11 protein-coding genes are annotated in these 15,286 nt (G+C 68.4%); 3 read left to right on the top strand and 8 right to left on the bottom strand.

The features are described from left to right. Positions 1–115: 115 nt before the first annotated feature. Both dxs and ACN8HC_RS06665 read left to right on the top strand, forming a co-directional pair. Positions 116–1,990, top strand: a complete 1,875-nt coding sequence (dxs, locus tag ACN8HC_RS06670; protein ID WP_490074039.1) for a 1-deoxy-D-xylulose-5-phosphate synthase — start codon at positions 116–118, stop codon at positions 1,988–1,990. Beyond that, positions 1,987–2,988: an aminoglycoside phosphotransferase family protein gene (locus tag ACN8HC_RS06665; protein WP_490074038.1), complete on the top strand. Its 1,002-nt coding sequence runs from the start codon at positions 1,987–1,989 to the stop codon at positions 2,986–2,988. Before dxs ends, ACN8HC_RS06665 begins: the two co-directional genes overlap by 4 nt. Positions 2,989–3,691: 703 nt before the next feature. Here ACN8HC_RS06665 and ACN8HC_RS06660 read toward each other — a convergent pair. Together ACN8HC_RS06660 and ACN8HC_RS06655 are read right to left on the bottom strand one after the other, a co-directional pair. Continuing rightward, positions 3,692–5,035 carry an HNH endonuclease gene (locus tag ACN8HC_RS06660; RefSeq protein ID WP_490074037.1) on the bottom strand — a complete coding sequence of 448 codons (1,344 nt, stop codon included), beginning with the start codon at positions 5,033–5,035 and terminating at the stop codon, positions 3,692–3,694. A gap of 305 nt (positions 5,036–5,340) precedes the next feature. Next, complete coding sequence (locus ACN8HC_RS06655) at positions 5,341–5,976, bottom strand: class I SAM-dependent DNA methyltransferase (protein WP_490074036.1); 636 nt, start codon at positions 5,974–5,976, stop codon at positions 5,341–5,343. Positions 5,977–6,217: 241 nt separating this feature from the next. Here ACN8HC_RS06655 and ACN8HC_RS06650 point away from each other — a divergent pair, with 241 nt between their 5' ends. Continuing rightward, the gene (locus ACN8HC_RS06650) at positions 6,218–7,600 is read left to right on the top strand and encodes a DEAD/DEAH box helicase (RefSeq protein ID WP_490074035.1); all 1,383 of its coding nucleotides are present in this window, start codon (positions 6,218–6,220) and stop codon (positions 7,598–7,600) included. A gap of 6 nt (positions 7,601–7,606) precedes the next feature. Here the strand turns inward: ACN8HC_RS06650 and ACN8HC_RS06645 are convergent, their stop codons facing one another. The 6 genes from ACN8HC_RS06645 to ACN8HC_RS06620 all read right to left on the bottom strand — a co-directional run bounded on the left by ACN8HC_RS06645 (position 7,607) and on the right by ACN8HC_RS06620 (position 15,260). Beyond that, the gene (locus ACN8HC_RS06645; RefSeq protein ID WP_490074034.1) at positions 7,607–8,362 is read right to left on the bottom strand and encodes a glycerophosphodiester phosphodiesterase family protein; all 756 of its coding nucleotides are present in this window, start codon (positions 8,360–8,362) and stop codon (positions 7,607–7,609) included. 4 nt (positions 8,363–8,366) lie between these two features. Continuing rightward, entirely contained in the window at positions 8,367–9,899 is a 1,533-nt protein-coding gene (locus ACN8HC_RS06640) for a helix-turn-helix domain-containing protein (protein WP_490074033.1), read from the bottom strand. 108 nt (positions 9,900–10,007) lie between these two features. Beyond that, on the bottom strand, positions 10,008–12,119 hold the full coding sequence (locus ACN8HC_RS06635; RefSeq protein WP_490074032.1) for a 3-hydroxyacyl-CoA dehydrogenase NAD-binding domain-containing protein: 2,112 nt from the start codon (positions 12,117–12,119) through the stop codon (positions 10,008–10,010). Continuing rightward, the gene (locus ACN8HC_RS06630) at positions 12,119–13,345 is read right to left on the bottom strand and encodes a thiolase family protein (RefSeq protein WP_490074031.1); all 1,227 of its coding nucleotides are present in this window, start codon (positions 13,343–13,345) and stop codon (positions 12,119–12,121) included. The genes ACN8HC_RS06635 and ACN8HC_RS06630 overlap by 1 nt, the downstream gene beginning before the upstream one ends. Positions 13,346–13,395: 50 nt before the next feature. After that, on the bottom strand, positions 13,396–14,676 hold the full coding sequence (locus tag ACN8HC_RS06625) for an HRDC domain-containing protein (protein ID WP_490074030.1): 1,281 nt from the start codon (positions 14,674–14,676) through the stop codon (positions 13,396–13,398). Continuing rightward, the gene (locus tag ACN8HC_RS06620) at positions 14,673–15,260 is read right to left on the bottom strand and encodes a DUF3000 domain-containing protein (RefSeq protein ID WP_490074029.1); all 588 of its coding nucleotides are present in this window, start codon (positions 15,258–15,260) and stop codon (positions 14,673–14,675) included. The genes ACN8HC_RS06625 and ACN8HC_RS06620 overlap by 4 nt, the downstream gene beginning before the upstream one ends. Between the last annotated feature and the right edge of the window lie 26 nt (positions 15,261–15,286).

The following is a 15,286-nucleotide window of genomic DNA, read 5'->3' as shown; positions in this document are numbered from 1 at the left end:
ACGGTAGCAGTCCTTTTCGAGGCAACCGACCGGCAGCCGCGTGCGTCCTGCCAGAGGTTCCATCTACCGACGCGTAGACTCGATCGACGCGTACCCGACGAAAGGCGCCAACGACGTGGGATTGCTCGAGACCATCTCGTCACCCGAGGACCTGCGGCGGCTGCCCGCCGATCGCCTCGACGAGCTGGCGGTGGAGATCCGGGAGTTCCTCGTGGATTCGGTGTCCCGCACCGGCGGACATCTCGGTCCCAACCTGGGGGTCGTGGAGCTCACCATCGCGCTGCACCGGGTCTTCGAGTCGCCCAAGGACGCAATCGTTTTCGACACCGGCCACCAGTCCTACGTGCACAAGCTGGTGACCGGACGGCACGACTTCTCCAAGTTGAAGAAGCAGGGCGGGCTGTCGGGTTACCCGTCCCGCGCGGAGTCCGAGCACGACATCGTGGAGAGTTCGCATGCGTCGTCGTCGCTGTCCTGGGCGGAGGGCATCGCCAAGGCACGGGTGCTGTCGGGGGAGCCTCATCGTCATACCGTCGCGGTCATCGGGGACGGCGCGCTCACCGGCGGTATGTCGTGGGAGGCGATCAACAACATCGCGGTCGAGCGCGACCTGCCGCTGGTGATCGTGGTCAACGACAACGAGCGCAGTTACGCCCCGACGATCGGCGGACTTGCCGACCACTTGGCCGCGTTGCGCACCACCCGCCACTACGAGCGGATGCTCGACTGGGGCAAGACGACGATCAAGGGCACGCCGGTCGTCGGCGACATCGTCTACGAGACGCTGCACGGCGTGAAGCGGGGCATCAAGGACATCGTCTATCCGCAGCAGGGCATGTTCGAGGATCTCGGGATCAAGTATGTCGGGCCGGTCGACGGCCACGACGAGCCCGCGGTCGAGCAGGCGCTCCGGCGGGCGCGCGCCTTCGGCGGCCCCTGCATCGTGCACGTGATCACCGAGAAGGGCCGCGGTTACCAACCGGCTCTGGACGACGAGGCCGACCGGATGCACGGCATCGGCAAGATCAACCCCGAGACCGGGCTTCCTTTCGAGGTGGCCGGGCGCATCTGGACCGACGAGTTCAGCGACGAGATGGTCCGGTTGGGGGCCGAACGGCCGGACCTGGTCGCGATCACCGCGGCGATGATGATCCCGGTCGGTCTCGACAAGTTCGCCGAGGCCTACCCCGAGCGGGTGATCGACGTGGGCATCGCCGAGCAGCACGCGGTCACCATGGCGTCAGGGCTGGCGTACGGCGGGATGCACCCGGTGGTGGCGGTCTATGCGACGTTCCTCAACCGGGCGTTCGACCAGATGCTGATGGACGCCGGACTGCACCACGCCGGAGTGACTTTCGTGCTCGACCGGGCCGGTGTCACGGGTTCGGACGGCCCGTCGCACAACGGCATGTGGGACATGTCCATCTGCTCGATCGTGCCGGGTCTGCGGCTCGCCGCGCCGCGTGACGGTGAGCAGGTGAAGACGCAGCTGCGCGAGGCGGTTTGGGTCGACGATGCGCCGACCGTGATCCGCTTCCCGAAGGGCGATGTGGCCGAGCCGCTGGCCGCCGTGCGGGTCGACGGTTCGATCGACGTGCTGCACGACGCTTCCGATCCGGAGGTGCTGATCGTCGGCGTCGGAGCCATGTGCCCGACCGCGCTGCAGGTCGCCGAAAAGCTGGAAGCTCAAGGTCATTCGGCGCTTGTCGTCGACCCGCGATGGGTCCTGCCCGTGTCGGACGACGTCGTGCGGCTTGCCCGCTCGGTCCGACACGTGGTGGTCATCGAGGACAACCTGGTCACCTCGGGCATCGGGGTGGCGGTCGCCCACGCGCTGTCCGCCGCCGAGGTGTCCGCCCGGGTGCACACCTTCGGCATACCGAAGGAATATCTGGAGCACGCGTCGCGCGGGCAGGTGCTCGAGGCGATCGGGTTGACGCCGGACGTCATCGGCACGCAACTGATCGCGCGGCTGTCGTCGCACCCGTGACCTCTTCCTCAACCTCGCAGCTCTGGCAGAGCGATGCGTGGCGCCAGGACGCGACGCGGTGGATCGACGAGTCGCTCGAACGGCGGGGCCTGTCCCGTGTGCCGGTGACCCCGCGCCAGCCACGGGTGCGTGCGTGGTCGACCCAACTCGTGGTGGACACCTCCGCCGGACGGGCGTGGTTCAAGGCGTGCTCACCGAGCACCTCGCCGGAGCCCGCGATCTACCGGCTGCTGACCCGGATCGCGCCGGATCGGCTGCCGCCGGTGTGGGCCTCGGACGAGGAACGCGGTTGGCTGCTGATGCCCGACCAGGGGCCGGAGCTGCGAGAGGTGGCCGACGCCGGCTCCATCGTCGGCCTGTGGTCCGGTGTGCTGCGCCGCTATGCACGGCTGCAGCGTGCGTCGGCCGAGGTCGCCGAGGAGCTGGTCGCGGCCGGCGTCCCGCGGTGGGAGCCGCACACATTGGTCACGCAGTGGCTGGCGGACCGGGGCCGGCAGTGGCCCGGCACCGAAGGTCCGCTGCGAGCGGCAGCTGATCGGCTGGACGCATCCGGGCTGCCGAGCACGATCGAGCACAACGACCTGCACGCCGGCAACGTCTTCTGCGCCGACGGGTCGGCGAGCGCGGTGCACGACGCCCGGTTCTTCGACTGGGGCGACGCGTATGTCGGAAACCCCTTGTGTTGCTTGATGATCGCCTTGGCCGGACCGACCTTCCACTTCGGCCTGCCGGTCGATCCCGACCGCGACGCCCGGCTGGTGCGAGCCTATGCGTCGGTGTGGTCGGACGTGGCGCCGAGCAGCCGGCTGCTGCCGCTGCTCCCCGATGCGAAGGTCATTGCCTCCCTCGCCCGGATCTTCGCCATGGAGCGAGCACTCGAGCACGCCACCCATGCTGAGCGCGCCGAGTGGTCGCCGCGGGTGATCGATCCGACGGTCCGGCAGGTGCTTGAAGCGACCGGGGTCGCGCGGCCGAGTGACGGTCCAAACCCTGTGTGACGCTGCACACCGCGATTGGCGGTCGCACGCTGATTGACGGCGCAGCTGCGGGGTCAGCCGCTGGTTCGGCCGTCAGTCATGGCGCGAGGTGTGACGAGAATTCGAGCCAGGCGAATGCTGACAGGTCTTCTGGCGTCAGCCTGTCCTCCGTCGCGACCGATGCGTCGGGGAGGAACTTCACGATGGTTCCCGTACGGTGTGCGTCCGGCGACGCGTGCGGACGCCGCAACTCATCTTCCGGTATGCCGTGCCGATAGGTCTGAGACCAAGCGGCGCCTGAACGCCAGTTCTCATGGATGAGAACGCGACTCAGCGCCGCAACAACTGATATCCCTCGGCGAGGAAGACCATCGGGGAGTCGTGGGGGACTGGTGGAGTCGAAGAATCGCAGGTCCCGCGTCGCCATGACAGGCTTACGAACCGGACGCCCCGCGGCATCGAGGCGGGTGTCGGTCCCCCGGCCATCGTCACGGACGGAGATCCATCCGTTCGGGGTAACGTGCACCCACGCCCTTCCGACACGACCCAGCGCCTCGGCCTCGTCATTTGCGTAGGCAAGCACTTCGAGGATTAGATGCCGGATTCCACCTGCGCCATAGCTGTGCGAGTGTCGACGAATGTTGTGCAGATGGACAGCATCCACTGCTTGCGACCAGTCATGTGTAGTCACTGTCCACGAGGTCGGCTCCGTCACTGATCCAGCCTAATTGCCCTGGCTGGCGCCCGACGGCCGCTCGAGGAGCCAGATCAGGTCGATGAATCGGCGTTCATGGCTGGACTTGGTGGGTGGCGGTTGTCCCGGTGGTCGTGGCGGGTGACTGACTGCGGTCAGGCCGGCCGTGCACGTGATGACGGCCGTCGCGTCACCGGTGACCTCGCGATCCGGGTGTTCTTTCGTGTAATTGCAGCGTTCGCACAGGCCTTCCGCGTTGCGTTCGCTGGTCTGGCCACCCTCGGCATGCGACTGAATGTGATCGGTATGCCGAATCGGGGCACCGCAGAACGGAGTGCGGCACACCTGGTCGCGGAATGCGATCAGCTGGGCGAGTAGTCCCCGATAGGCGCGAGCACGGGACTCCATGCCGATCAGGTCCCCGGTGCCCGGATAGCTGAAGAGTCGCCGCACGCGCACTCGGCCGCGGCCTTCTTGGGTGTCTGCCCGTTGGACCCACTCGCGCGCCAGGTCCGCGGGCACGGGTCCGTAGTCGGGCACGTGCGCAGGGCTGTCGCCGATCAGGGTGTCCAGCGGCATGATCAGGTTGACCTGGACATCCGGGCCGTCGGCAGGCGCGCGGCCGGTGATGCGCTCGACGAGGGTGTCGGCCATGACCTGGCCACGTGGATGGTCGGGCGTCGCGGTGGCGTTCGCGACCGCCGACAAGGCGGCGTAGCACGCGACTCCGTCCTTCACCGGTAGGAGCGCACTCAGCCACGTCATGCAGTCCGGTGCCGGGCGGAGGCTGACGCGTCGCTCGGCTTCGGCCCGGGCTCGGCGGACCACAATCGCAGCCGGATCTGTTTCGTAGGCGGCAGCTTGGGCGGCCGCCTCGAGCTGCCGGCGCGACACCGTGCCGAGCTGGTCGGCGACAGCGGCGTCGACCACACCACGGTCCTCACGCGACAGGCAGGCGGTCTCGCGCACCAGCAGCATGGCCTCGAGCTCGCCGATCACGCCGGCCGCCAGAGCATGGTGCGTGTGCGGCATCTCCTCGACCACGGCGTGAGCAAAGCCGAGGAGTCGAGACCCCAGGTGCTGGGCGCAGCGGCGCGCGAGTGCGACATCGGAGCCGACCTTCCGAGCGGTCACTGCGCGTTTGATGCCTCGCGGCTGATCGAGGCGGGTTTGGTGCTCGTGCATCGCCACTGCCACGTGGGCTTGCCGGGCGGTGATCGCGTTCTTCAACTCCTCGAGGGCGCGGAGCTCGCCGGCCAGGTCGTCCCCCGTGCTGATGACCGGTGCATCCAAGCGGTCCTGGAAGGCACGCACCACGGACACATCGATGACAGCTGTGCCGCCAGCTGCCGACGCATCCGAGATCTCGCTCATGTGTTCGATTATACCGCCTTCTATCCAGGTGTTCAACGATCTACTGATCATTTCTCAACCTTCTGTTCCGCATGCTCTACGCGTGGCGCAGAGAGATCCATCACGGCGCGTCGGCTGCGACTCACGGCCCTGATGAGTCCCATCACCATTCTTAATTGTTCGTAATGGGGACGATTCGATGCATCACCCGAACAGATGGCGCGGGCGACAGATCAACGGGGCGGCGTCGTGAATCAGAGCGCGTCGGTGACCGTTGCGACGGCCGGCCAGCAGCGCGAGACGGCGATCGCCGCCGCCATACGTATTCAGTCGTCGCGTTGCGCGACGACAACAATCGCCTCGCCGGGCACTTGATCAGGAGCGAACCGCAGCTCGGCGGTGACCCGCAGTCCGGCGGCACGCAGGAGGGACGTCAGCTGCGGAGCGCGCCAGCGATGCGTCGTCCACTGAACCGGCACCCCGCCATAGGCCTCGGTGCGTGAGACGTCCTCATCACCGGCATGCGTCGCGATGATCAGCTGACCGCCGCGCCGGAGCGCGGCGGCACACGTGCGAAAGACGGAGGGTATGAGGTCGCGTGGCAGGTTGAACAGCGACCACCAGCCGAGGATGCCGCCGAGCGACGCAGGCGAAAGGTCCAGTTCGGTCCACGACCCGACGGCGAAACTGCACTCCGGGTGCAGCCGGCGCGCGTTGGCGATCATTCGTGGCGAGAGGTCGACGCCGGCAACGTCGAGACCACGCTCCTGGAGGTATGCCGTGACCGTGCCCGGTCCGCAGCCCACATCGAGCACTGGACCGATGTCGCCGACAGCATCGGCGAACACGTCGACCGCCGCACGCAGCCACGGCTGTTGCCGAATGTTCCCGAGACCGTCGTCGACGACCATCCGCGCGTAGTTGTCGGCAACGCGGTCGTACGAGGCGCGAACTTCAGCCAAGTCGTCAGGATGGCGGTCAATGGTTTTCGTCACCCTCGCGACGCTAGAGGCAACCACCGACAGGTGACGGGACTCACCGCCGCCGATTCGTCACATCGGCACGCGGACCGATAGCCTGGTGCCATCGGCTCGTCACAGTCCTCGCCACGAGTTGATCCGCATGTCGAGTTTGCTCCGTGCGCAGCCCCTGAACCCAGGATGAACGGCTGATGAGGTGGGGCAACCGACAGAACGAAGTTCCGTGACCAGTTCATTCTCTGATCTCGGCGTGCCTGCACGCCTCGTCGACATCCTTGCGGCCAAAGGCATTTCGACGCCCACCCCCATCCAGGCCGCGACGCTGCCCGACTCGCTCACCGGTCGGGACGTGCTCGGCCGCGGCCGCACCGGCAGCGGCAAGACCTATGCCTTCGCGTTGCCTCTTGTTGCGCGTCTGCAGCAGAGCGCGAGCAAGCGGGCGGCGAACCGGCCGCGTGCGTTGATCCTCGCCCCGACCCGCGAGCTCGTCGCGCAGATAGACGAAGCGTTGCAGCCGCTGGCCGAGTCCGCCGGCCTGCGCACGCTGCGCGTCATCGGTGGCGTGGGCCAGAACCCGCAGGTGCGCGGATTACGTGCCGGCGTCGACATTCTCATCGCCTGCCCGGGCCGGTTGGAGGACCTGATCGGTCAGGGCCACTGCTCGCTGGCGGGAGTCGAGGTCACTGTGCTCGACGAAGCCGATCACATGGCCGACATGGGCTTCCTCCCCGGCGTGCGCCGACTCCTCAAGCAGACGCCGAAGGGCGGCCAGCGGTTGCTCTTCTCCGCCACGCTCGACAAGGCCATCGATGTCCTCGTGCGTGAGTTCCTGCGCAATCCGGTGACGCATGAAGCCGATTCGGTCCAGGCGCCGGTGGCGAAGATGAGCCACCACGTCCTGCATCTGACCCGTGAGCTGCGGATCCCGGTGGTCGCCGACCTGGCCGCGGCGCCAGGTCGCACGGTGGTGTTCACCCGCACCAAGCACGGCGCCAAGGCGCTCGCGCGCCAGCTCAACAAGCGAGGGGTGCCCGCGGTCGAATTGCACGGCAACCTGGGGCAGAACGCCCGCACCCGCAACCTCGCGGCGTTCCACTCCGGTGCGGCGAGCACGCTCGTCGCCACGGACGTCGCCGCTCGCGGCATCCACGTCGACGACGTGGCACTGGTCGTGCACGCCGACCCGCCGGCCGAACACAAGGCCTACCTGCACCGCTCCGGCCGAACCGCTCGAGCGGGTGCCGAAGGCACCGTGGTGACCCTGATGACGGACGAGCAGCGCGGCGACGTCCGCAGTCTCACCAAGGCCGCCGGCATCACGCCCACGACCACGAAGGTGCCGGACACTGACCATCCGGTGTTGCGAGAGCTGGCCCCGGGGGAGCGTGTGCTGGTCGACGGCGGGTATGGCGTCGCGCCGGCGGCGCCACAGCCGGCGAAGGCCGCGAAGGCGTCGAAGCCCGCCGCGAAGCCGGGGCAGCCGGCCGGCGGGAAGTCTCGCAGCAGCAACCGGCCCGGGCGCAATCGGAACCAGAACCGACGCAACGGAAGCCGCGCCGCCAGCGCGGGCCATTCCGCCGCGTCGTTCAGCAGCGGTCGTCGCTGAGGATCGTCAGCCGATCCACTGACCGCGCTCGACGAGCACGTCCCGCAACGTGTCGGCGCGGTCGGTCATGATGCCGTCGACGCCGAGGTCGAGCAATGCATGCATCTGCTCGGCCTCGTCGATCGTCCAGACGTGGACCTGCACGCCGGCCCGGTGTGCGCGCTCCAGCGACCCGGCCGTCACCACCCGCACGCGGCCCGCGGACATCGGCACCTGAAGGCAGTCGACGTCGCGAAGCGCGCGGTGACCGCCGAGCACGAACCGTGCGATCACCGACTGGCCGCCGGAGGTCGCCACCGGCCGGGTCAAGCGGCGCAGCACTGCCCGCCGGCGGGCATCCGAGAACGAGGCGATGCACACCCGGTCGTGTGCGGCATGGCGTTCGATCACCTCGGCGAGCGGTGCGGCAGCGGCCGTCGACTTGCAGTCGACGTTGAGCCGCAGCTGCGGCCACGATTCCAGCACCGCGTCGAGCGTCGGGATCTCTTGACTGCCAGCGATCCTGGCCTGACGCACCACGCTCCACGGCAGCTTGGCGACCACCCCCGTCCGGTCGGTGACGCGGTCGAGCCGGTCGTCGTGGAAGGCGATCAGCGTGCCGTCGCGGGTCGCGTGCACGTCGGTCTCGACATACCGATAACCCAGGGCGACCGCAGCACCGAACGCCGCGAGCGAGTTTTCGGGCGCCCCGAGACCGCTGCAGAATCCGCGGTGCGCCATCGCGATGACGCCGGGATGATCGAAGAAGGCCGTCCTGGCCATCGGCTCAGATGTCGCGGAAAGTCTGGATGTCGGCACCCAGCTTGTTGAGCCGGGTGTCGAGCTCCTCGTAGCCACGGTCGATGACGTAGATGTTGCGCAGCACCGAGACGCCGGGCGCGGCGAGCATCGCCAGCAGCACGACGACCGCCGGTCGCAGCGCCGGGGGAGAGATGACCTCGGCGGCACGCCACTTGGTCGGGCCCTCGATCATGACCCGGTGCGGGTCCATCAGGTGCACCTTGCCGCCGAGCGCGTTGAGCTCGGTGAGGTAGATCGCGCGGTTCTCGTAGACCCAGTCGTGCAACGTCGTGGTGCCCTGCGCGTAAGCGGCGATCACCGCGAAGAACGGCAGGTTGTCGATGTTGAGGCCCGGGAACGGCATCGGGTGGATCTTGTCCTTCGGCGCCCGCAGCGGGCCCGGCCGGGTGGTGATGTCGACCAACCGCGTCTTGCCGTTGGCCGAGACGTATTCCTCGCCCTCGATGTCGTATTTCATGCCCATGCCCTCGAGCAGGGTCAGCTCGATCTCCATGAACTCGATCGGCACCCGGCGGATGGTGATCGACGACTCGGTGACGACCGCGGCCGCGACCAGGGTCATCGCCTCGATCGGGTCCTCCGACGGGTGGTATTCGACGTCCTGGTTGATCTCGCGGACGCCGTGCACCCGCAGCGTGGTGGTGCCGACGCCATCGATGCGCACGCCGAACTTCTCCAGCATGAAGCACAGGTCCTGCACCATGTAGTTGGGGCTGGCGTTGTGTATGACGGTCTCCCCGTCATACAAAGCCGCTGCGAACAAAGCGTTTTCGGTGACGGTGTCGCCGCGCTCGGTGAGGATGATCGGCTTGTGCGGCCGGACCGACGGGTCGACCTTGGCGTGGTAGTAGCCGTGCGAGGCGACCACGTCGAGGCCGAAGGCGCGAAGAGCGAAGAGGTGCGGCTCGACCGTGCGCGAGCCGAGATCGCAACCACCGGCGTTGGGCAGCTGGAACTCGTCGAACTGGTGCAGCAGCGGACCGAGGAACATCAGGATGGTGCGGGTGCGCCGCGCCGCCGTCTCATCCATCGCGGCGAGGTCGAGCTGCGCCGGCGGGACGATCTCCAGGTCACTGCTGTCCGGCAGCCAGCGGGTCTTGACGCCGATCGAGGTCAGCACCTCGGTGATGCGGTTGACCTCCTCGATGCGGGCCAGGTTGCGGAGTGTGGTCCGGCCCTTGTTGAGCAGTGCCGCGCACAGGCAGGCGACCGCGGCGTTCTTGGAGGTGCGCACGTCGATCTCGCCGGACAGCTTGCGGCCGCCCTTGATGCGCAGGTTGAGCGGGGTGGAGGACGCGACCGCCACGACCTCGGTGTCCAGCGCCTCGCTGATGCGCGCCAGGGTCTCCAGGCTGAGGTTCTGCTTGCCCTGCTCGATGCGAGCGACCGCGCTCTGTGACGTCTGGAGCGCCTCGGCCAGCTCGCTCTGGGTGAGCTTCTTGTGCCGCCGGGCATCGCGGATCAGCGTGCCGACCCGGGAGAGGTAGTCATCGGTCATGCGGCGAGTGTAGCTCACATATGAGATGGAACAGGGTTCTGCGACACGCGATGCGTGTCACAGAACCCTGTTTTCCGTCGATCTACGACGTCTCGTGGTATGTCGGGTTCAGTCCGTGGACCGCACCGAGGCAACCCCCGGCTCGAGGAACCGCTTGCCGGTGACTTTCTCGCTGATGCCGGTCCGGTCCAGCAGCGGGGTGACGCCGCCGTTCCAGAACGGGAAGCCGGCGCCGCTGATCATCGCCAGGTCGATGTCCTCGGCCGCCTGCACGACACCCTCGTCGAGCATCCGGCGCACCTCGTCGGCCAGGGACTCCAGTGCGCGCTCACGCACCTGCTCGGCGGTGAGCGTCACCGGGGACGCCGGTGGCTCGAAGAGCTCCAGCACCTTCGGGTCCAGAGCACCGTCGCTGCCGTAGAAGCTGCCGATCTTGGCGTCGACGATCTTCGCCAGGTTGGGGGAGACGTAGAACCGGTCCGGGAACGCGGCCGCCAGCGTCTCGCTGTTGTGCAGTGCGATCGCCGGGCCCACGAGGCTGATCAGCATGAACGGCGGCATGGGCGTCAATCCGGCGAACGCCCGCTCCACCACCTCGATCGGCGTGCCCTCGTCGACCATCCTGCCGGCGTCGCCCATGAACCGGCCGAGCAGCCGGTTGACCACGAACGAGGGCGAGTTCTTGACCATGATGCTGGTCTTGCCCAGTCCCCGTGACGTCGCGAAAGCCGTTGCCAGAGTGGCGTCGTCGGTCTCGTCACCGCGGATGATCTCGAGCAGCGGCATGATCGCGACCGGGTTGAAGAAGTGGAAGCCGACGACGCGCTCGGGGTGCTTCAGCTCCGACGCCATCTCGGTGATGTCCAGGGACGAGGTGTTGGTCGCCAGCACGCACTCATCGGTGACGACGGCTTCCACCTCGGCGAAGACCTGCTTCTTGACCGACATCTCCTCGAAGACCGCCTCGATGACGAAGTCGGCGTCGGCGAAGCCGTCCTTGCCGGTGGATCCAGTGACCAGGGCCTTCAGCCTGTTGGCGCCGTCCGAGGACACGCGGCCCTTCCCCAGCAGCTTGTCGATCTCGCCGTGCGTGTAGGCGACTCCCTTGTCGACGCGCTCCTGGTCGATGTCGGTGAGGATCACCGGCACCTTCAGCTTGCGCGCGAACAGCAACGCCATCTGGCTGGCCATCAGTCCCGCGCCGACAATGCCGACCTTGGCCACCTTCCGGGCCAGCGACTTGTCAGGTGCCCCGGCAGGCCGCTTGGCACGCTTCTGCACCAGGTTGAAGGCGTAGAGCCCCGCGCGCAGCTCGTCACTCATGATCAGGCCGGCCAGGGCCTGGTTCTCGGCCTCGAACGCTTCCTCGCGGGTCGCAGTGCGCGCGGCGCGCATCAGCTCGATTGCCTTGTATGGCGCCGGCGCCGCCGTGCCCGTCTTCGCATCGGCTTCCGCCTGGGCCTTGTCCAGCGGACCGTTCCAGCCCTCCTCGGAGGTGTCCACGGCAGCCCGCTCGACCTTCTCCTGGCCCGTGATGACGCGGGCGGCGAAGGCCAGCGAGTCCTCCAGGAAGGTCACCGGCTGCAGCAGCCGGTCGGCCAGTCCGAACTCGAAAGCGTTGGTGCCCTTGATCATCCGGTTCTGCGACAGCGGGTTCTTGATGATCAGTTGCGCGGCCTTCTCGGTGCCGATCAGGTGCGGCACCAGGTAGGTGCCGCCCCAGCCCGGGACCAGCCCGAGGAAGCACTCCGGCAACGCGTAGGCCGGCACATCCGAGGAGATGGTGCGGTAATCGGCATACAAGGCGATCTCGACGCCGCCTCCCATCGACGCGCCGTTGATGAACGCGAACGTAGGCACCGGAAGCGCGCTGATCTTGCTGAACGTGTCGTGACCGGCACGCGCGATCTGCAGCGCCTGCTCGCGACTGGTGATGGAGGGGATGCCGGTGATGTCGGCGCCGACGGCGAAGATGAACGGCTTGCCGGTGATGCCGACGCCGACGATCTCGCCCTTCTCAGCACGTGATGTCAGCGTGTCGAGCACGGCACTCAGCTCGGCCAACCCGGCCGGCCCGAACGAGTTGGGCTTGGTGTGGTCGAACCCGTTGTCCAGCGTGATGAGCGCGAAAGTGGCTGCGCCGCCGGGCAGTTGCACGTCCTGCACGTGGGCGTGGGTGACCACCTCGTCCACCTGGGGCAGTGCTGCGGTGTCGGTCATCACGCGGCTCCTTCGCTGACGCTGCTGACGTAGTCCTGGTGATGCGGGTTCTCCCAGATGACCGCGCCGCCCATGCCGATGCCGATGCACATCGCAGTCAGGCCGTAACGCACCTCCGGGTGCTCGGCGAACTGCCGGGCCAGCTGCGTCATCAGGCGGACGCCCGAGGAGGCGAGCGGGTGGCCAGTGGCGATGGCGCCGCCGTACAGGTTGACCCGCGGGTCGTCTTCGGCGATGCCGAAGTGGTCCAGGAAGGCGAGCACCTGGACCGCGAACGCCTCGTTGAGCTCGAAGAGGCCGATGTCGCTGATGTCCAAGCCCGCATGGTCCAGAGCCTTTTCGGTGGCCGGGACCGGGCCGATGCCCATGACCTCCGGCTCGACGCCGACGAATGCGTAGTTGACCAGTCGCATGGCAACCGGCAGCCCGAGCTCGGTGGCAGCGCGTTCGGAGGCGAGCAGGCAGGCGGTCGCGCCGTCGTTGAGGCCTGCGGCGTTGCCGGCGGTGACGTTGCCGTGCGGACGGAACGGCGTCTTGAGCTGCGCCAGGTCCTCGACCGTGGTGCCGGGGCGCGGCGGCTCGTCGGTCGTGGCCAGACCCCAGCCCTTCTCGGCGTGCCGGGTCGCGACGGGCACCAGGTCGGGCTGGATCTTGCCGTCGGCATACGCCTTGGCGAGCTTCTCCTGGCTGCCCACCGCGAACGCGTCGCAGCGCTCCTTGGTGATCTCCGGGAAGCGGTCGTGCAGGTTCTCGGCCGTCTCGCCCATGACGAGCGCGGACGGATCGACGAGCTTCTCGGCGATGATCCGGGGGTTCGGGTCCACGCCCTCGCCCATCGGGTGCCGGCCCATGTGCTCCACGCCGCCGGCGATCGCGATGTCGTAGGCGCCGAAGGCGATGCTCGACGCGGTGTTGGTGACCGCGGTCATCGCGCCCGCGCACATGCGGTCGATCGAGTAACCAGGCGTGGACTTCGGCAGTCCGGCGAGCAGCCCGGCCACCCGGCCGAGGGTCAGACCCTGGTCGCCGATCTGGGTGGTGGCCGCGATCGCCACCTCCTCGACCTTCGCCGGGTCGAGCTCGGGCTGACGGCGGAGAAGTTCACGAATGCATTTGATGACCAGGTCGTCGGCGCGGGTCTGGGCGTAGATGCCCTTCTCCTCGGCCTTGCCGAACGGTGTGCGGACACCGTCGACGAAGACGACCTCAGAGAGCGTGCGGGGCACGGTGCCTCCCGAGGATGAGACGAGTTGACCCGCCGACTCTAACCGGTTTGTTACTCGTCAGTAACGGCGGCCTCCGCCGGGAGTTCGGTCGGCGCTTCGAGAATCAGCGGAGTGACGATGTCGATCTGCCAGTCGCGTGCGCCCAGCTCGGCGAGCCGATCACGAATCCCCTTCTCCTCGAAGGGCTTCGGCGGGTCCCACAGCACCCGGCGCAACGTGTCGGGCGTCACCAGGTTTTCGAGCGGCACCTGCCGCTCGGTGGAGAACCGGGTCAGCTCCGCACGCACGAAGGTGAGCCGCGCGGCCGCCTGGGGGTTGCGGTCGGCCCAGGTGCGCTGCGGTGGCGGGGCATCGCTGCGGACGGTCGCCGGCGGTAGCTCGGTGTCGCGCAGTTGCGCCACCCGGCCAAGGGCGTCGAGCCAGCGATCGGTGTAGCGGGTCAGGCCGCGTTCGGCCACGCGCGCGCGGCTGCGGGATGTGCTGCGCAGCGTGGAGCTCGCCCGCCGGAGTGCCTCGGCGTCGCGGGGAGCGGTGTTGGCGAGCTCGACGATCGTGGCATCGGGCAGGATCCGCCCCGGTGCGATGTCCTGCTCCTGCGCGATCGCGTCACGCGTCGACCACAACTCGCGGACCCGCGCGATCGCGCGCTTGTCCTTGATGCGGTGCATGCCTGAGGTGCGGCGCCACGGATCGGTGCGGTGCGGCGGGCCGGTGAAGTCGGTGAGGGCCGCGAAGTCCTGCAACGCCCAGTCGAGCTTGCCCTGCTGTTCGAGGTCGGCGCGCAGCCGGTCGCGGACCTCGACCAGGACCTCGACATCGAGGGCGGCATAGGTGAGCCACGGCTCCGGGAGCGGACGGGTCGACCAGTCGACCGCGGAGTGCTCCTTGGCCAGGGTGATGCCCAGGTAGTGCTCGACGACCGTGGCGAGTCCGACGCGGGGGAGTCCGGCCAGTCGGGAGCCGAGCTCGGTGTCGAACAGCGCCCGCGGCCGCATGCCGACCTCGGCCAGGCACGGCAGGTCCTGGGTGGCGGCGTGCAAGACCCACTCAGCGTCGCCGATCGCGTCCTGCAACGGCGTGAGGTCGGGCAGCGCGACGGGGTCGATCAGAAAGGTGCCCGCGTCGGCGCGCCGCAGCTGCACCAGGTAGGCGCGGCCGCCATACCGATAACCGGCCGCGCGCTCCGCGTCGAGCGCCACCGGACCGTGGCCGGCGGCGACGGCGTCCGCGGCGCGCTGCAGGGCGCGCTCGTCCGCAATGACCTCGGGTATGCCGTCGGCCGGTGCTGCCAGGACCGGGTAGTCGGGCGATTCCTCCGGAATATCGGTCATCGGCGCTGACCCGGCAGGGCCACCACGCCCTCCGGCAGCGGCGGCAGGCCGGCGACCGTCGACAACAGGTCGGTCCACGCCGCGAGATGCGTGCCCAGGTCGGGGCCGGTCGGGGTCCAGGACGCCCGGATCTCGATCTCGACGGTGCCGCCGTCCTCGGTCAGTGAGCCGAAGCCCTCCGAGAGGACCCGGGTCACCGTGCCGGCCTCGGCGCGGAACTCGGCTCCGCCGTCGCGCAGCGAGTCCATCAACCAGCTCCAGCCCACCTGACCCAGCAACGGGTCCGCGCCGGTCTCCGCCTCGAGTTCGGCGCGGGCGAAGGTGACCACGCGCCACGAACCTTCCCACGGCTCAGGAAAGTCCGGGTCGTGCAGCACCACGAAGCGGCCGGTGGCCAGCTCGGACTCGTCGGCCTCGATGGTGCTGCAGACGTCGGCGGTCATCGCCAGCGAATAGGGAGCGATCCGGCCGGGTGCAGGCACCTCGGTCAGCCGGATCTCCGGCCGCAGCCGCACGCTCTGCAACGCGCGGACCGCTTGCTGGAACTCGGGTGCGGTTGCCCCGCCAAGGTCTTGTGTGCCCACGGCAGACAAGCCTAGGTCGTACAAGA

Source organism: Flexivirga sp. YIM B11880 (assembly GCF_058148645.1).
This window is presented reverse-complemented; position numbering and strand designations above follow the sequence as displayed.